The organism is Streptomyces sp. NPDC002838, from assembly GCF_040295365.1.
GTDB lineage: Bacteria > Actinomycetota > Actinomycetes > Streptomycetales > Streptomycetaceae > Streptomyces.
The window spans coordinates 179,520-197,739 of sequence record NZ_JBEOVF010000009.1 but is presented as its reverse complement, the minus strand read 5'-3'; the positions used below and the strand labels follow the sequence as shown (position 1 = coordinate 197,739).

Annotated in this window: 13 protein-coding genes; 8 read left to right on the top strand and 5 right to left on the bottom strand. The window is 71.5% G+C overall.

Features of this window, described 5'->3' with window-relative positions:
- The first annotated feature begins 39 nt into the window (after window positions 1-39).
- The 8 genes from ABT063_RS15065 (at window position 40) to ABT063_RS15030 (ending at window position 8,803) form a co-directional block, all read left to right on the top strand.
- Window positions 40-1,134 (top strand): ABC transporter substrate-binding protein, encoded by a 1,095-nt coding sequence (locus tag ABT063_RS15065; RefSeq protein WP_351057724.1) that lies wholly within the window; start codon window positions 40-42, stop codon window positions 1,132-1,134.
- Entirely contained in the window at window positions 1,127-2,269 is a 1,143-nt protein-coding gene (locus tag ABT063_RS15060; RefSeq protein ID WP_351057723.1) for an ABC transporter ATP-binding protein, read from the top strand. The genes ABT063_RS15065 and ABT063_RS15060 overlap by 8 nt, the downstream gene beginning before the upstream one ends.
- Window positions 2,270-2,271: 2 nt before the next feature.
- A complete protein-coding gene (locus ABT063_RS15055; protein ID WP_351057722.1) occupies window positions 2,272-3,174 on the top strand; it encodes an ABC transporter permease in 903 nt (300 codons plus the stop codon).
- Window positions 3,174-4,013, top strand: a complete 840-nt coding sequence (locus ABT063_RS15050; protein ID WP_351057721.1) for an ABC transporter permease — start codon at window positions 3,174-3,176, stop codon at window positions 4,011-4,013. The genes ABT063_RS15055 and ABT063_RS15050 overlap by 1 nt, the downstream gene beginning before the upstream one ends.
- Window positions 4,014-4,081: 68 nt before the next feature.
- Entirely contained in the window at window positions 4,082-4,744 is a 663-nt protein-coding gene (locus ABT063_RS15045) for a haloacid dehalogenase type II (protein ID WP_351057720.1), read from the top strand.
- 70 nt (window positions 4,745-4,814) lie between these two features.
- Window positions 4,815-6,095, top strand: coding sequence for an NAD(P)/FAD-dependent oxidoreductase (locus ABT063_RS15040; protein ID WP_351057719.1), 1,281 nt, complete (start codon window positions 4,815-4,817; stop codon window positions 6,093-6,095).
- A 265-nt stretch (window positions 6,096-6,360) separates the two neighbouring features.
- Complete coding sequence (locus tag ABT063_RS15035; protein ID WP_351057718.1) at window positions 6,361-7,818, top strand: NAD-dependent succinate-semialdehyde dehydrogenase; 1,458 nt, start codon at window positions 6,361-6,363, stop codon at window positions 7,816-7,818.
- 1 nt (window position 7,819) lies between these two features.
- Window positions 7,820-8,803 carry a D-2-hydroxyacid dehydrogenase gene (locus ABT063_RS15030; RefSeq protein ID WP_351057717.1) on the top strand — a complete coding sequence of 328 codons (984 nt, stop codon included), beginning with the start codon at window positions 7,820-7,822 and terminating at the stop codon, window positions 8,801-8,803.
- A gap of 45 nt (window positions 8,804-8,848) precedes the next feature.
- Here the strand turns inward: ABT063_RS15030 and ABT063_RS15025 are convergent, their stop codons facing one another.
- The 5 genes from ABT063_RS15025 to ABT063_RS15005 form a co-directional block, all read right to left on the bottom strand.
- Window positions 8,849-10,150 (bottom strand): TIGR02679 family protein, encoded by a 1,302-nt coding sequence (locus ABT063_RS15025; RefSeq protein WP_351057715.1) that lies wholly within the window; start codon window positions 10,148-10,150, stop codon window positions 8,849-8,851.
- Window positions 10,147-14,355: a TIGR02680 family protein gene (locus ABT063_RS15020; protein WP_351057714.1), complete on the bottom strand. Its 4,209-nt coding sequence runs from the start codon at window positions 14,353-14,355 to the stop codon at window positions 10,147-10,149. Before ABT063_RS15020 ends, ABT063_RS15025 begins: the two co-directional genes overlap by 4 nt.
- Window positions 14,352-15,689 carry a TIGR02678 family protein gene (locus ABT063_RS15015; RefSeq protein ID WP_351057713.1) on the bottom strand — a complete coding sequence of 446 codons (1,338 nt, stop codon included), beginning with the start codon at window positions 15,687-15,689 and terminating at the stop codon, window positions 14,352-14,354. The genes ABT063_RS15020 and ABT063_RS15015 overlap by 4 nt, the downstream gene beginning before the upstream one ends.
- Window positions 15,689-17,278: a TIGR02677 family protein gene (locus tag ABT063_RS15010; protein WP_351057712.1), complete on the bottom strand. Its 1,590-nt coding sequence runs from the start codon at window positions 17,276-17,278 to the stop codon at window positions 15,689-15,691. The genes ABT063_RS15015 and ABT063_RS15010 overlap by 1 nt, the downstream gene beginning before the upstream one ends.
- 131 nt (window positions 17,279-17,409) lie before the next feature.
- Window positions 17,410-18,174, bottom strand: coding sequence for an SDR family oxidoreductase (locus ABT063_RS15005; protein ID WP_351057711.1), 765 nt, complete (start codon window positions 18,172-18,174; stop codon window positions 17,410-17,412).
- Window positions 18,175-18,220 lie beyond the last annotated feature (46 nt).

Genomic DNA, 18,220 nt, shown 5'->3' with positions numbered 1-18,220 from the left:
ATTTCCCCGTATCCACACCGATCTCCAGGAGGCCCCGCCATGGAAGGCAGCCGGATAGGACGCAGGACCATACTCCGCACCGCGGGTGCTCTGGCCGCCGCCACGACAGTGGCCGGCTGCGGCACCCTCATGGGTACAGGCGAAAGCCGCGGCTCGTCGGGCGGCAGTAAGAAGTCGCTCGTCGTCAGCAACAGCGGCGGCTCCTACCACGAAGCCCTGGCGAAGGCGGTCTACGAACCGTTCACCAAGGAGACCGGCATCTCGGTCAGCACGGTCAACTACCAGTCCGCGCAGCTCATGGCACAGATCAAACAGGGCCGGCCGCAGTTCGACCTGATCGACAACTCCATGCTCGTCTTCCCGAAGATGGTCCGCGCGAACACCCTGCAGACCCTGGACTACGACAGGCTGAAGCACACCAAGGGTGCGGGCATCCCCGGTCATCTGCTCACCGAACACGCCGTCGGCAAGAACGTGTGGGCCAGCCTGATGGCCTACCGCACCGACAGTCTGCAGCGCAGGCCGAAGAGTTGGGCGGACTTCTGGAACACGACGTCCTTCAGCGGCCCGCGTTCTCTGCAGAGCCTGGACGCCGACATCCCCGAGCTGGAATTCGCCCTGCTCGCCGACGGCGTGGCACTCGACGACCTGTACCCCATCGACGTGGACAGGGCCTTCGCCTCGCTGTCCCGGGTGCGCGGCGACATCAAGAAGTTCTGGAACACCGGCGCTCTGCCGGCCGTCATGCTCGGCCGCAAGGAGGTCGTCATGACCAGTCTGTGGACCGGCCGCGCCGATGACCTGATCCAACAGGGCCAACCGATCGCCTATGAGTGGAACGGGGCCCGCCGGCACACCAACGGGTGGGCCATCCCCAAGGGTACGGACAAGACCGATGCGGCGTACCAGCTGATCGACTTCTCCCTCCGGCCCGAAGTCCAGGCCGCGTTCTCCAAGATCTTCCCGCACGGTCCCGTCGTTCCGGCCGCCGTGAAGGCCCTCTCGGAAGACGTCCGGGCCGGGCTGCCCACATCGCCCGAGCATCTGAAGACCGGGTTCGACCTCGATGTCGAGTGGTGGGACAAGAACCAGGACTCCGTCGCCAAGCGCTGGCAGGAGTGGGCCCATGAGTGAGCACACAGGACTTCTCAACCCCACCGCCGCCGGGACGCCGCAGACCCGGCGGACCGGGCAGTCCCTGTCCGTCGCCGCGCTGCGCAAGGCCTACGGCGGCACGACCGTCGTCGACGGCATCGACATGGACATCGCGGCGGGCGAGTTCGTCACCTTCCTGGGCCCCTCGGGCTCCGGCAAGACCACCACCTTGATGATGCTGGCCGGCTTCACCGAGCCCGACTCCGGCACCGTCACGGTGGACGGCCGTGACGTGACCCGGCTCAACCCGGCCAAACGCGACTTCGGCTTCGTCTTCCAGCAGTACCTGCTCTTCCCTCACATGACGGTCGACGAGAACGTCGCCTTCCCGCTCCAGCTGCGCGGCGTGCCCAAGGCCGAGATACGGCGCCGGGTCGGCGAAACCCTGGAGGCGGCCGGGCTGTCGGGCTTCGCCCGGCGCCGCCCCCGCGAACTGTCCGGCGGGCAGCAGCAGCGCGTCGCCCTGTGCCGGGTCCTCGTCTACCGGCCGCCGGTCGTCCTGATGGACGAACCGCTCGGCGCGCTCGACAAGAAGCTCCGCGACCAGATGCAGACCGAGATCAAGTCCATCCAGCGCGAGTTGGGCCTGACCGTGGTGTACGTCACCCATGACCAGGAAGAGGCCCTGGTCCTGTCCGACCGCATCGCCGTCATGAAGGACGGGGGTATCGAGCAGTTCGACACCCCCCGCGGACTCTTCGAGCGACCCCGCACCCCGTTCGTCGCGGACTTCCTCGGGGCCGCCAACTTCCTCACCGGAAAGGTCGAGGCGCCCGGTGACGACGGGTGCGCCGGCATCCGGCTCGACACCGGCGGCCTGCTGACCGCCCGCCACCGACCGTGCGTCCCCGGACAGCCGGTCCGTGTCGCCGTCCGGCCCGGCAAGTTCCGGCTGGGCCCCTCCGACGAGAACTGTTGCACCGGCACCGTCGAGACGGTCGTCTACGTCGGCACCCTGGTCCGTATCACCGTACGGCCGGACGGAGCGGCCCCCGGCACGCCACCGCTGCGCGTGGAAACGACCTCGGCCAACCCCCCGCGCACCGGGGAGCGGGTCTCCCTGACCGCGGACCGCGACGACGTCAGTGTCTTCACGGACACGGAAGGGGGATGACCATGGCCGGCACCACTCTCGCCCCGGCCCCGGCTCGCCGTACACCAACTTCCCTGCGCGGACAACGGGTACGCGTCGGACTGCTCAACGCCCTCCCGGTGACCGTCTTCCTGCTCGTCCTCTTCGTCTATCCGATCATCGGCATCCTCTCGCTCAGCCTGGAGGGTGACGCGGGCGGGTTCACGCTGCACTGGTACGCCGACGCGCTGAGCGGCGTGAACCGGTCGGTGCTGCTCACCACGCTGCGGATCTCCGCGGAGACGGCCCTCGCCAGCCTGCTGGTGGGCTTCGCCCTCGCCCATGCCATCGCCCGGATGCGGCCGGTGTTCGCCACGCTGGCCATGCTGATCGTGGTGGTACCGCACTTCATCAGCGCACTGGTCCGCACCTACGGATGGATCATCCTGCTCGGCGAACACGGCATGGTGAACACCCTGATGACCGCCGTGCACGCGCCCGGCGCGCCGTACTCGCTGCTCTACAACGAGACCGGAGTCATCATCGGCACCACCTCGGTGATGCTCCCGTACACGGTGCTGGTCCTGCAGAGCGTGATGCGTGGCGTCGACGGCAGGCTGCTGGCGGCCGCCGCCTCCTTCGGCGCCGGACGGTTCACCATCTTCCGCCGGGTGTACTTCCCGCTCGTCGCGGGCGGGGTCGCCACCGCGGGGCTGCTCAGCTTCATCCTCTGCCTCGGCTACTACATCACCCCCGCCCTCATGGGTGGTGAGCGGCAGACGGTCGTCGCGGCCCTCATCGACCAGCAGGTGATGAAGCAGAACCAGTGGAACTCGGCGGCCGCGTTCGGCGTCATCCTGCTGCTGCTCACCTTCGCCGGCCTGGGACTCGTCGGGCTGTTCCGGCTCCGCCGCGGCCGGGCCACCGGAGGGGGGAGCGCCTCGTGATGGAACTGCCCGCCACCCGGGCCGGGCGCGTCGCCCGCTCGGTCAGCGCCACCCTCATCCTGCTCTTCCTGGCGCTGCCCATCATCGTCATCGTGGTCACGTCCTTCGGCGCCGACGGGCTCGGCGACTTCCCGCCGAAGCAGCTCAGCACCCGCTGGTACGAGGAGATCGGGGCGCCCGGCAGCGACTGGGCGACCGCGATCGGACTGAGCTGCCTGGTCGCGGCCCTCACCACGGCCTTCTCCCTCGTGCTCGGAGTGACGACCGCGCTGGCGCTCGCCCGCGGCCGGCTGCCGCTGCGCTCCGCGGTGTACGGGCTGGTGCTCGCCCCGCTGCTCATCCCCCACGTGGTGATCGCGCTCGGCCTGTTCCTGCTCTTCGAGCCCCTGGGGATGCTCGGCAGCCCGCTCGCGATCGCCCTGGGCCACACGGTTCTGGCCGCACCCGTCGCCGTACTCATCCTGGTGGCGACGTTGCGCGGTATCGACGAACGGCTCGAGGACGCGGCGGCCAGCATGGGCGCCACCCGGCTGACCATCGCCCGGCAGATCACCCTCCCGCTGGCGATGCCCGGCCTCTTCGCCGCCACCGTGTTCTCCTTCATCACCAGCTTCGACGAGTTCTTCATCGCCCAGTTCCTGTCGACGGCCGACACCCGAACACTGCCGATCGAGGTCTTCAACGCCCTGCAGTTCGACGTGGATCCGACGGTCACGGCGATCAGCTCCGTCCTCATCGGCCTCTCGGTGCTGGCGCTCGCCCTGGTCGCGACAGCACGACGGCTCGGCGGCACCCGGGACAGCCAGGGCGCGCTGCCCGTCGAGACCGTCACCCCCTGACCCGGGCGGACCCTCCTCCTGCCCTGTCGCCCACTACCTCACCACCCCCAACGGAAACGGAGACTCCCATGCGAGAGATCGTCACGTTCGACGCCTACGGCACACTCGTCGCCTTCCGCCTCAATGCCCCCACCGAAGAGCTGCTGCGGGACCGCATCGCGGAAGTCGGCGTAGACACCCAGGAGTTCCTCAGCACCTTCAACGTCATGCGCTTCCAGGCGGTGCTGGAGGACTACCGGCCCTACGACGAGGTGCTGCGCTCCAGCATGGAGAAGTCCATGCGCAGGCACGGACTGCGCTACCAGGACTCCGACGGTGACGCCATCGTCGCCCTGATCCCCACCTTCGGACCGTTCCCCGAGGTGCCCGAGGCGCTGCGACGGCTGAAGTCCCGCTACGAGCTCGCGATCATCTCCAACACCCAGGACCACCTGATCAAGAAGAACATCGAGCTGATCGGCGTCGAGTTCGACCACGTCATCACCGCCGAACAGGCCCGTGCGTACAAGCCGGACCGCCAGACGTTCGAGTACGCGTACAAGACGATGGACATCGACCCGGCGCAGGTCATCCACGTCGCCCAGGGCTGGGAGTACGACATCATCCCGGCAGGCGACCTGGGCCTGAAGCGTGTGGTGTGGATCAACCGCAACGGCCTCCCGGGGTCCCCCGCCTACCAGTACGACGAGCTCGGCGACATGACCGGGCTGCCCGAGCTGCTGGGCTGCTGACGCCGCCGGCCGGGCCCCCCGGTGCCCGGCCGGCAGTACCCCCTACACCGCATCCAGCAGGAGACCGAGCATGAAGACGATCCCGTTCTGGATCGACACCGCCGATCCGTTCCCCGACCGCTCCGGCAAGCCGCTGCCCGAGGACACCGACCTGGTGGTGGTCGGTGGCGGCCTCACCGGCCTGTCCACCGCCCTGCACGCCGCACGCAAGGGCGCCCGCGTCACCCTCGTGGAGAAGGGCCAGGTCGGATCCGGCGCCTCCGCGCGCAACGGCAGCATGTGCAACCTGGGCTTCACCATCGGTGTGCGCCAGGCCATCCGCCGCTACGGACTTGAGCGGGCCCGCGAGATCTACAACTCCTACGGGAAGGCCGTGGACAGCGTCGAGCAGCTGGTGGCCGAGGAGTCCATCGACTGCCAGTTCCGCCGCGTCGGGCGCCTGGGCGTCGCCTACCGCCCCGCGCACTTCGCCCACAAGCAGGCCCAGCAGCGCGATCTGGCCCGCTACTTCGGGCACGAGACCGAACTGATCGGCAAGGCCGAGCTGCGGTCCGAGATCGGCTCCGACGCCTACCACGGTGCCCTCCTCGACCCGCTCAGTGCTGGACTCCACGTCGGCCGCTATGTCCGCGGCCTGGCCGACGCGGCCGAGCGCACCGGTGTCGAGATCCACGAGCGCAACGCGGCGACCGGAGTGCGGCGCGGCCCGGGCGGCCGGTTCCAGGTCCTGACCGAGCGGGGCGTGATCGACGCCGGTCAGGTCATGATGGCCACCGACGCCTACACCGACACGTCCTTCCCCTGGCTGCGCCGCAAGCAGGTCTGCGTGGGCAGCTTCATCATCGTCACCGAGCCTCTCGGTGAGGAACTCGCCCGCGAGATCATCCCGCGGGGCCGCCTCGTCGTCGACTCCAAGAACATCGGCCACTACTTCCGGCTCACCCCGGACAACCGGCTGATGTTCGGCGGCCGTGCCCGCTTCGCACCCTCCGACCCCACGTCGGACAAGAAGAGCGGAGCCGTCCTGGCCCGTGAGATGCGCGAGGTCTTCCCGCAGCTCGCGCGGACCGAGGTGGAGTACGTGTGGGGCGGCTCCGTCGGCTTCGCGATGGACCGCGTTCCGCACGCCGGGCAGACGGACGACGGCGTGTACTACTCCATGGGTTACGCCGGCCACGGCGTGCAGATGGCCACGTACATGGGGCGCGTCATGGCAGAGGTGATGGACGGCCACCCCGAGGTCAACCCGGTCCGCGGGCTGGCCGCGCCCCGCATCCCCCTCTACAACGGCACCGCCTGGTTCCTGCCCTTCGCCGGTGCCTACTACCGGACGCTGGACCGTATCCGCTGACACGCACGCTCCCTGCGCCGTCGACCGGCCGGGGCCGGCACACCACCGAGCCCGCCGCACACCGCGAGTCCCATGGCGGCCGTCAGCCGCGAGCGGCGGCACTCCACGCCGGGCAATCGGCAGTCGGCACCGCGCAGGTCGTCGTGGCACACGGGCCCCGCCGACCCATACCCCAGGCGCCTCAGCCGCCGGCGCCTGCGGCCCGGGCGGCTGCGGTGACCGTCGCGAGCACCACCCGAATCCTGATGCCCAGGAGGCACCCACCATGACCGCCACCGTCATCCAGGACGTCCCCAAGCAGCTCTGCATCGGCGGAACCTGGCAGGACGCGGAGTCCGGCCGCACGCTGCCCGTCGACAACCCGGCGACCGGAGAGGAGTTGTGCCAGGTCGCCGACGCCACCCCCGCCGACGGTCTGCGGGCGGCGCAGGCGGCGGTCGCCGCACAGCCGGCCTGGGCCGCGACACCGCCCCGAGAACGCGGCGAGATCCTGCGCCGTGCCTACGAGATCATCGTCTCCCGCACCGACGAACTCGCCCTGCTCATGACCCTGGAAATGGGCAAGCCCCTGGCCGAGGCCCGCGCAGAGGTCGCCTACGCCGCCGAGTTCTTCCGCTGGTTCTCCGAGGAAGCAGTACGCGTCGACGGCGGTATGGCGATCGCGCCCGACGGCAGAACCCGCATCATGGTGACGCGCCGGCCCGTCGGCCCCTGCCTGCTGATCACCCCCTGGAACTTCCCGCTGGCCATGGGCACCCGCAAGATCGGCCCGGCCGTCGCCGCCGGCTGCACCATGGTCCTCAAGCCCGCCCCGCAGACCCCGCTGTCCACCCTCGCCCTCGCCCCGATCCTCACCGAGGCCGGGCTGCCGGAGGGCGTCCTCAACGTCGCCACCACCTCGGACGCGGCCGGGGTCGTCGAACCGCTGCTGCGCGGCGGACAGATCCGCAAGCTCAGCTTCACCGGCTCCACCCAGGTCGGCCGGATCCTCCTCGCCCAGTGCGCCGACACCGTCGTACGCACCTCCCTGGAGCTGGGCGGCAACGCCCCTTTCATCGTCTTCGAGGACGCCGATCTCGACGCGGCGGTGGACGGCGCGATGGTCGCGAAGATGCGCAACATGGGTGAGGCCTGCACCGCCGCCAACCGGTTCTTCGTCCACAGCTCGCTCGCCGAGGAGTTCACCGCCCGCCTCACCGCCCGCATGGCCGCCCTCACCGTCGGCCCCGGCACCGAACCCGGCACCGACGTCGGTCCGCTCATCGACACCGCGGGCCGGGACAAGGCCGACAGCCTGGTACGCGACGCCGTGGAACACGGCGCCAAGGTCCTCGTCGGCGGCGAACTCCCGGACGGGCCGGGCCACTTCTACCCGCCCACCGTGCTCAGCGGGGTCTCCGCCGATTCCGCCCTCGTGCGCACCGAGATCTTCGGGCCGGTGGCCGCCATCCTGACCTTCGAGGACGAGGACGAAGTCGTCGCCGCCGCCAACGACACCGACTGGGGGCTGGTCAGTTACGTCTTCACCCGCGACTTCGACCGCGCCCTGCGGGTCGGCGAGCGACTGGAGACCGGCATGGTCGGCCTCAACACCGGACTCGTCTCCAACCCGGCCGCGCCCTTCGGCGGCGTCAAGCAGTCCGGCCTGGGCCGGGAGGGCGGCCGCGTGGGCATCGACGGATTCCTGGAGTACAAGTACCTCGCCATCCCGACCGGAGCCTGACATGCGCGACCGACTCGTCGTCCTGTACCGCGGCAATCCGCCTCCCGCAACAGGACTCATCGAGCGGCTCACGGACACGGTGTACGCGACCGAGGAGGAGCTGCCCATGCTCCTCCCGGGCGCGGAGGCCCTCCTGGCCTGGGTCACGATCACCCCGGCCGTCCGCGAGTCGTGGCCCGACGACCCGCAGAAGGCGCCCCGCTGGGTCCACGCGGCCGCAGCGGGCGTGGACTCCTTCCTCTTCCCCGCCCTCGTCGACGACCCGGGCGTCACGTTGACCAACTCGCGCGGCGTCTACGACCGGGCGGCCGCCGAATACGTACTCGGACTGATCCTCGCCCTCGCCAAGGACTTCCCCGGCACCTGGGAACACCAGCGGCGGCGCGAATGGCGGCCACGTCCCTGCGACACCATCACCGAGCGCACCGTCCTGGTCTGGGGCACGGGGCCCATCGGCCGCGCCATCGCCGGACTGTTGCGCGCGATCGGCATGCGGGTCAGCGGCGCCGGGCGCTCGGCCCGCACCGAGCACCCCGACTTCGGAAGGGTGCACGGCCCCGCCACGCTGGCTTCCGCCCTGGCCGAGGCGGACTACGTCGTCCTCGCCGCGCCCCTCACCAAGGACACCCGGGGCATGGTCGACGCGTCCGTGCTGGCGGCGATGAAGCCCGGGGCACGGCTGATCAACGTCGGCCGAGGCGCTCTCGTCGACGAGAAGGCGCTCGTCGGCCACCTCGCCGACGGCCGACTCGCCGGTGCCGCCCTGGACGTCTTCGACCAGGAGCCGCTGCCCGTCCAGTCACCGCTGTGGGACATGCCCGGTGTGATCGTCTCCCCGCACACGGCGGGCGAGACCACCGGTGAGCGGGAGGCGCTCATGGAAGTGTTCCTCGACAACCTCACCCGCCACAGCGAGGGCCGCCCACTGCGCAACGTCGTCGACAAGCGGCGAGGGTACGTGGTGGACGAGCCGCATCCCGGCTGATGCGCGGAGCCATCCGCCGCTCCGGTTCGCCGTCCGACCGGGGCTTCACCCGAGGTCCTCCAAAAGCAGATCAAGCGCCGCCTCCTCGTGCAGGGCGATTCCCAGGGCCTTCATGGTGGGGGCCAGTTCCGCGTCCCACACGGCCTCGGCGGGCGTTCCCGTGAGGGCGATCTGCGGTGTGCCGTGCACCTGTGTGCGTGTCGCGAGGTACTCGTAGTCGGCCGCTCGCATACGCCACGGCTCGGCTCCGTACCGCCGCGTGATCCGGTTGGCCAGCGCGATGCCGGGCCAGTCGAAGTCACCGTGGTAGGCGAACGTGCAGCCGGCCGCCGCCAACGTGTCCAGGAGGGTGAGGACGACCGTCGTCGCGCTCCCCGAGGTGCAGACCAGGGGCGCCGTACTGTCGCCGGCGTCGGCCGCGGCCTCGACCACGCGGGGGTTCTCGCAGACGTGGACTCGGGTGCGAGGCAGCATCTCCAGGCGCAGTTCGCGTAGTTCGCGCAAGGTCAGGTGGGTTTCCATGTGGTGGTCGGCGCGCTCGCACAGGGCCGCCTCGCGCCAGGTGTCACCGGTGGGGCGCAGGGCGTACGTGAGCACGGTGCTGGAGACCTCGTCGGGGATGACCGAGGCCATGCGCCACAGGGCCCGGCGGGCCGGCGCGTCGGCGGGGAACTCGACGCCGTGCGCCAGCGCGATGCCGCGGAGGACCAGCCGCGACAGCAGCGTGCCGTCGTCCAGGCCGTGGGCCGAGCCGGTGGCGCGGGTGGCCAGTTCGCCGCGGCCCCAGGTGGCCCGGGTGGGGCGCGGGTCCGTGCCGGGGAAGAGCGCCGCCAGGGTCTGGACGGCCTGAGTGACGACGGTGGTCGCGGTGTGCGGATCCTGGCGGGCGAGTGTGCCGCCACGGCGAATCTCCTCCAGCCACTGTGCCGCCCAGGGCTGGGCGGCCAGCGACGTGGCTTCCCGCTCGGCCCGAGCCGTCGACCACACACGGGCCCGTTCGGCCGCCGCCGCGTCGCGGACCGCCCGGCGGTCCGTCAGGGGTGGGCCCAGTACCTCCAGCGTCGAGGCCAAGCCCTGTCCGACCGCGCTGGCGCGCAGGCGCGTGTCCAGGTCCGGCAGGCGGATCGTGGCGGTGAAGCCGGTGATCGGTCTGGCCAGGAGGAGGGACAGTGCCTCGCGCTCCTGTGCGTCCAGGTGCTCGAGCTTGACGGTGCCGACTGGTTGGAGGCCGTTGCGTTCGAGACGGGTGCGTGCCGCCGTCCAGAGGCGGGTGAGGCCCGGCCGGGTGAGAAACGCGAGAGCGTTGGCGTCCGGGGGTTGTTCGTCGGGTCGCTCTGGTCCTCTCATACCGACATCAGCCTCCGCTGTCGCCCGTTCCACGTGTAATGGAGCGTGGCCACGCCCCGCACGTGCGGGTCGCGCAGGCACTCGTAGATGTGGAGGGACGGTACGTCGGGCCAGTTGCCGATCAGTCGCTCGCTGGTGAGGACGAAGTCGAGGTCCAGGTCGACCAGAATGCGGCCGAGGCGGGCGTGTGTGGGCTCGTCCACCTTGGCGAACGCGTCGTCGAGGAGGATCAGGCGGGGTGCGTGCGGGGCGGCGTCGGCGAGGCTGGTGAAATGCGCTGCCGCCGCGGCGAACAGGACCAGGTAGGAGAGGACCCGCTGTTCGCCCTGGCTCAGGCCCGTACGGCCGGAGAGTTTGCGGCGGCTGCCCGGTGCCGCGTCGTTCACGACCCAGGGGGTGAAGGTGAACCAGTCGCGGTAGTCCAGGGCGGTGCGCAGGTGCGCCGCGTAGCCGGCGGCCGGATCGGCGCGGCGGGCGTCCTCGATACGGCGCTGGAGGACGTCGCGAAGTTGCTCGGACTGCTCACGGGTGCGCAGACCGGAGGGGCTGCGCAGGAGGTCGACGGCCGCTTTGACGTCCGCCTCGACACCGTCGGCCAGCTTCCAGTCGAGGATGACGCCCAGGCCGTGTGACGTACGGACCGTGGCGAGGGTGGTGTTGAGGGCGGCGACCAGGGCGCCGGCGGCCAGCACCTGCGAGGACAGGTGGTCGCCCAGCTCTCCTGTCAGGAAGCGCTGGAAGACCTCGCGTTCGCGCTCCGTCAGACGGTCGCGTGCCTCGGCGGCCTCGGCGGCAATGCGCTCGCCGACGTGGGCGATGTCGTGCGGGCCGTGGTCGTCGACGAGTCGGCACAGCTTGATGCCGTCGTGTTCCTCCATCGTCGCGTCGTAGCCTCCGGAGAGCTGGTCGCGCAGTTCGGTATGGCGGTTGAGGAGCGTGGTGTCCGAAATGTCACGGCGTTCGGCATCCAGGCCGCGGCGCACGGCGTCGACCAGCAGGCGCAGCGCTGCGATGCGCTCCCTCATGGCAAGGTGGACAGGGTCCGGGGACGCAAGGGCCCGTTCGTCCGCGTCGGCGTCGAGCCCCGCTCCCCTCATCACACCCGGCAACGAAAGGGCCGTACGCAGTCTCCTGCCGCAGGCCAGCACCTCGGTCTCCTGGGCGGCGAGTGTCTCGCGCCGCACCCTCTCGTCCTCTTCCGCCCGTACGCGCAGGTCGTGCAGGTCAGCCCGGTCCCGTCGCGCGGGAGGGAGTTGGCGTCCGACGGCGTCCAGGCGGCGCTTCGCCTCAGCCTCGAGGGCGAGGATCTCCTGCTCCGTGGCACCGAGGGCCTCTTCCAGGCCCCGGACGGTACGGCGGGCGGCCTCCAGGCGGCCGAGCGGCTCGGCGTAGTCCGACTCGGCCTCCCGGCGGGCCGACTCGGCACGCTCGTAGTCCGTCCGGCCGCCGCGGTGGCCCTCGGCCGCGGACAGGACCACGCGCACCCGCCGCCGCAGCCCCTGCGTACCCTGCGCGAGGCGATCCAGGGCCAGCCGGACCGTTTCCAGTGCGGCCGGGTCCGCCGGGAGGTCCTGGGCACTCGCCGTCGCCTCGGTTTCGCGCCGGGCGGCGACCGCGCGGGCGCGTGCCCGCTCCGCCTCGCGGGCGGCCGTGGACGCCTGTGAGGCGAGGGATTCGGCGGCACGCTCGGCCTCGGCCGTACGGGCCCACGCATCCGTCAGCCCACGTGCCGGGGGCGGGCGGCGCAGTGTGTCGCCGATCTGGTCGCGGTGCTCGGTGAGGATCCGCAGACTGTGCCGGCGTTCCGCCAACTCGCCCTCCGCTTCGGCCAGTCGGCGGTCGAGTTCCGCCAGCGTCCGGCGGCGGGTCTCCGCACGCACCTCCGCGCCCACGTACTCGGCGGCCTGCTTGGCGTGGCGGCCGTGGGCGATGCCGAGCCTCCAGGAGCCGTCGGTGCCGATCGCGGTGTGCGGCCCCGCCTCTGCCGTGTCCACGGTGTCGGCATCGCTGGTGAGGACCCTGCCCCCGGCCAGGGCCACCGCCCCCAGCACGCGCTCGACCTGCTCCGCCGTCACTCCACTGTCCGGCGCGGCAACCGGCCGCAGCACCCGGGCGAGCGTCGCCCCGGGCACGGGTGCCCCTGGAACCAGGAGGGTGTCCCGCGTGGCCGGGTCCAGGACGGTGCCGTCGGCGCGTACCCAGGCGTCGAGCAGGCCGCTCGCCTCCAGCGCGGCTTCCAGCCCTGCCCGCGCGTCGGGCTCCAGGTCGTGGACGAAGTCCACCAGCCGGTACAGGGGCGCTCCGGTGCCGGGTGCGCGGGGAGCCGCGCGGTGCGGCGGGGGCGGAGGCTCTGGGTCGGTGCGGCGCTCCCATTCCTCGCGCCGGTGCCGGAGGCGGTCGTGTTCGGCCTCCAGTTCGCGGACGGTCAGGGAGAGATCGTCGCGCTCCGCGCCCAGTTCCGCCAACCACGGGTCGACGGCCGACCGGGCCGCTTCGACCACCTCGTCCGGGGCCCGCGCGGTCAGCGGACCATCTGCCGGATCATGCACCAGCAGGGCGAGTACGGCGTCGAAGGGCACCCCGGTGGAGTTCCGCAGCTGCTCGCTCCAGGCTCTGGCCGCGATGGCGTACGCCTCTCCCTCGCGCACGGTTTCCTGTCGGCGCCGCTCGGCCTCGGAGCGCGCGTGGTCCGTCTGTTCCTCCAGGCGCTCACGGGCGGCGTCGGCCTCGTCCGCCTCCCGCTGGGCCTGGTCCGACCGTTCGATGAGGGCGCCCAGTTCGGTGACGAACCGGGAGCGGTTCCTGATCACCGGCTGTGCGGCGTCGAGCCGGGCGTCCCAGGCGTGCAGCGCGGTCGTGCAGGTCTCGGTGTCGATCGCCAGCACCTCACTGTGCCGTACCAGGTGGAAGTCGCCTTCCGGTGCGGTCAGTTCGGCGGTAGTGGCGGCCGCGACCGGCGCGGTGGGGGTCGCCAAGGGCTCTCCCAGGTGCACGGCGTCGATCCCGGACCGCTCGGCTTCCCGCACCGACTCGCCGTGTGCGGTGCTCAGTTCTACCAGCTCTTCGCCGAGCCTCCCGGCCTCGGCGGTGAGGCGCCGCCCTGCCTCCTCCTGGTTGCCGTGCGCCTGGCGGACGGCCTTGAAGGCGGCGGCAGCCGCGCTGTGCAGGGCGGCGACGGTGGCGCGCTTCTCCCCGAGTTCCTTCAGGCTGCGGTATCCGGCGCCGGCGTGCAGCGCGGCCAGGTCCGTCTCGGCGGTACTCGCCTCGCCCTCGAGGGCTTCGACGCGGGCATCGAGTTCCCGCTCGCGCTCACGGAGCCCCTCCGCCCTGCGCGCGGCGTCATCCGCGGACTTGCGGTGCTCCATGAGCTGCTCGAGCTCACCGCTCGCGTGGTCCGTCCGGCGGCGCAGCGCCCCGTGCAGATAGCCGCGGTAGTTGGTGAGGAAGGTGCGCAGCGCTTGGTCGGTGCGTTCGAGGCGCCCGAGGTAGGCCCGTACGGAGTCGAGGTCGTCCAGGCTGCGGGCCACCTTCTCCACGACCTCGTCGTCGAGGGCGGGCAGGGTCTCGGCGAGGACGGAGACCAGTCCGCCGGAGTCGATGCGGTCGCCGATGGTGGGACGGCGCAAGCGGTGCAGCAGGTGGAGCAGGTTGCGGTAGCGCGCCGGGTCGGCGAGGCCGAACAGTACGCGGGCGACCTTGGCCCGGTGCTCGACGGCGCGGTCGGTGACGTTCTCCGAGCCGACGAGCGACTTGAGCTGGTCGACGGGGAGTGGCCGCCCGGCGGGGGCGAGATCGAGCCCGTCGCCGACCCGTAGCCGCGTGGTGAAGAAGAAGGGCTTCGCCGTCTTGGTCGACTGGGACGCGCGGATGGCCGCGCCGATGGTCAGATGGTGGTCGTTCCCCTCCTCGTCCGTCCGCGCGAACTCCAGCCAGAGGTGGCCCAGGCGGTTGGTCTGCTCGAAGCCGTCGAGCATCAGCCAGGCCAGGGTCGTGCGCCCGGTTCCCGTGGCGTCCAGCGCACGGGCGTCGCCGTCGAGGAGGTAGGGCAGCAGCATCTCCAGGGCCTTGGACTTGCCGGCACCGTTCTTGCCGCGCAGCAGCAGGCGCCCCTCGCCGAACGCGAACTCCTGCTCGTCGTACTGCCAGACGTTCCGGATGCCCGCGCGGTGCAGTCGGTAGCGGTGCTGGGTGGGCGGGCGGTTCATCGGGGCGGCTCCTTGGAGACGTCGTCCACTGGGGACTGGTCGGTACGGGGCTTGACCGCCACCGTGGTGGCGTATCGCGCTGCTGCGGCGAGCAGGATCCAGCCGCCGTCCGCAGGGCCCCGGCCGCGCGCCTGTGAGACATCGGTGACGGGGCGGCCGTCGACCACCGTCTCCTCGTATCCCTCGGGCAGGCCATGGCCATCCGCGCGCACGGGCCCGGCGGGAGCCATCAGACGCATCCGGACGAGGAGGTCGAGTACGGCCGCGAGGAATCCGTCCCGGTCCTCCAGGTGACCGCGCTGCCAGTTGCTGCGCCTGCCGTACTCCTCGATCAGTTCGTCGAGCAGGTCGAGCAGCAGCCCGTCCGGGACGGGTACGCCGATGACCAGCCGTCCGCCGACTGCCGGATGGCCCGGGTGTTCGGGGCGCAGCCGGTCGACCAGCCGCTCCACAAGGAGCAGCGCGGCTTGAGCCACCGTCCCGGTGCCCGGCAGGTGCAGGTCGGTGAGTTCGTCCTCGGTGTCGACCAGGGCGATGCCCTCGGCGCGGATCTCGGCCTCCAGGCCGAGCAGTTCGGAGAACGCCTGCGCCTCGCGCCGCTGCCGCGTACGCAGCCATTCGCGCTCGGCGTCCGTGAGGTCGTCGAGGTGGACGACGGGGGTTTCGACGAGACGCCTGCGGACGTACGTACGTGGCCCTCCGAAACCGGGGTCGGCGGCCCGGCGCACGAGGTCCGTGCCATCGCGACTCTGGGCGAGCGGGCCGGCGACAATGACTCGCGCGATTTCGCGGTCCACGGTCAGCAGCGCCTCCCCGGCCCGTTCCTCCGCGATGGCCGCGACCTGCCCCTCGGTCTCCACCAGAACGCCCCAGTCGACGAGTTGGCGCAGTGCGGCCGCGAGGGTCCGCCGCTCGGCCTGCCGCCCGGTGTCGGCGATCTCGATGCCGGCGTCGACGGCGGCGGCCCGCAGGTCGGCGACGAGTTGGGAGAGCAGGAGCTGTTCCGGGGCGGTGACGAGGACGGACAGGGCGAGGGCAAGGCAGGCGTACGTCCGCGGGGTGAACGGGGTTCCGGTCGACGGCCGTTCCAGGCGGTGGCCCGAGCCCGGGCCGAGGCCCGCCTTGAACAGCCGGGCGTACGAGGCCTCCACCATTAGGCGGTATCCGAACACCTGCTGGAAGCGCTGGGCGAGCCAGTCGGCGTGGCGCCGGATCAGCGGGAAGGCGTCACTGTGCGGTCCGGTGCTGGTGACCAGCGGGTGGGCCAGCAGGAGCCGGGCGGCGGTGCGGCGCTCGGCCGCGAGTGCGACATCGTGTGCGGAGGGCAGGGGCATCAGGCGCTTGCCTCCCCCACCGTGGGCGCGGACGGGCTCTCGACGGCCACGGTGAGATCGTCAGCCGTCAGGTCGCCGTCCACGGACCGCAGGACCGTGGACCGGCCGGGTGTGCGCCACGCTGTCAGCCGGATGCCGAGATCCGCGTCGTGCGCCTGCGCGCCGTCGAACTGGAAGTCGCGGGCGTCCTTGTGCAGCTGAGCGTTGCCGAGGGCGGTCGCGAGGAGCTCCAGCAGCAGTCGCATGGCCGGGGCACTGAGGCGCACCTGCTCGAACCTGCCCGAGGCGCTGCGCAGTTCGTCGGCCGCCGCCTGCCGGGCCTCGGCCTGCTGCCGCGCCTGCTCCATGAGGCGGCGCTTCTGCTCGGAGTGGTCCTCGGCCGCCGCGGCACGTCCGCGCGGAGCCCTGCTGCCGCGCTCGCGCAGCGCCACCGGCACGTCCACCACGGGTCCGGTCCACCAGCTCACGTACGCCGGCACGGACCGGTCAGGGTCCGGTGCCACCCCCAGATGGCGCGCGCCGTAGAGCCCGAAGGCGGCGACCGCCAGGTCGTGGGCCTCTTCCGGTTCCGCGGCGTCGAACCAGGCCGCGAGCCGCAGCAGGTCCTTGCGACGGGACATCTCACCGGAGGCCGAACGAAGCATCCGCTTGGCATTGGCGAGCAGCGACTGCAGGGCGCGCAGGGTGGCGTCCCGGAGCTGATCCACCTGGCTGGAGTGCCCTCCGGGAACGGTGAACCACTCGCGCAGCCCCTCCCAGTCCGCCAGGTCCCGCCCGCGGCTGCGCTGCACGCGCGTCTCGGGCAGCCCGTCGGCGAGTGCCCCGATGCCCGCCGCATGCGCGTCGATACGGGCGAGCAGCGCGGGCAGGTGCGGCCGGACGGCGTCCAGGTGAGCCGCGATGCGCGGGGCCCGGAAGGAAACGTCCTCGGTGATGGCCTCCACGTAGTCGAGCAGCAGTTCCTTGAACCCCTGGTACTCGGCCGAGTCGAGGTCGTAGCGCGCCAGCACCTGGCCCAGATAGGCGTAGAAGTCCCGGACGGACTCGGCGAATTCGGCGAACTGCACGAAGAGCGTGCTGATCCGCTCCAGCGCCTGCTGCGGATCAGCGCCGCCCGGGGCCGCGGCCATGGCGGCGATCTCGCGCAGGCCGCGGTCGACGAGGGCCAGCAGCTCGCTGCTCACCTCGCGTGCCGCGTCCGCCCCGGCCAGTACCTCGTCCGCGTCCCGCTGCACGCGCTCCCCCAGCTTCGACAGCTGGTAGCGGGATCGCGAGCGCTGGTATTCGGCAATGCTCGTCGCTTTGACGGTGTGCGTGCTGCGCAGCAGATTGCCCCAGCGCACGAGCTCTTCGAGCCTGCGTGTGAGCGTTTCCGCGTCCAGCGTCGCCCCCGGGCCGCCCTGCTCGGCCAGCTTGGCGAGGAGGTCGGGTACGGACAGGTCGGCGAGCAGTGTGCCGCAGAACACCCGCATCACCGCGACGTACTCGAGGCGCTCGGGCACGCTGAGGTAGGCGTACGCGCTCAGCCGCTGCCACGCCTCCGCGCCGGTTTCCTCCCCTGGTGGTGCGCTTCTTTCTTTCCCCTCCACGCTGCCGAGCGTACGGACCATCACTGACACCGCGAAGGAAGTCGGGGAAAACCGGCCGCTCACGCGGCACGATCCGATCCCGCTCAGTGCGCCAACACGACCGGATCGCCCACCAGGCTGCGCGCCGCCGGTCAGCCGCCGAAGGCGGCCGCGTTCTCCCGCACCCATTGGGCGAAGGGGCGGGCCGGCTTGCCCGTCACCTTCTCCACCGTCGGCAGCACCGTGCAGCCGGCCTCGGGCGGGTTGGTGCGCATCATGACGAAGAACTCGATGTCCTCCTCCGAGTAGCCCTGCTGCCGCCACTGCGCGACGATCTCGTCCCGGGTGAGCTCCACGTAGCGCACCTCGGGGCCGGTGAGCCAGTACTCCTGGCCCGCGTGGCCTTCCGTGGTCAGGGCCGCGGCGGCGACCGCGGCGATGTCCGCCTCGTGCACCATGGCGCTCTTGGCCTCGGGGAAGGCCTCGCGGACCACGCCCCGCGACTGCACCGACTCGGTCCACTCCAGCGCGTTGGACATGAACTCCACCGGTGGGAGATGGGTCCACTCCAGGCCGCCCGCCTCCTGTTCCAGCGGGCTCTTCTCCACCTCGCCCTTGAGTACCGTCACCCGGCACACCCCGGCCCTGCGCACCAGGTCGACGATCTCGGTGCCGTTGGTGAGCGGGGAGAAGTCCTCGCCGTTGAAGCTGATCAGATGCGCGGCGGTCACGCCGTCGAAGGCCTGGGCCAGGCTCGCGGTGTCCGCCAGGTTTCCGGCGACGGACTCCGCGCCTGCCGGGAGGTCGGCCTTCCGCGGGTTGCGGGTGAGGGCGCGGACCTGGTGTCCGGACGCGAGCAGCTGCTCCACGAGGGGGCGTCCGACGTTGCCCGTGGCACCGGCGACAAGAATGGTCATGGGTGGTCTCCTTCGGTCGTGCGACGACGTTGGGAGCCTTCGCGGT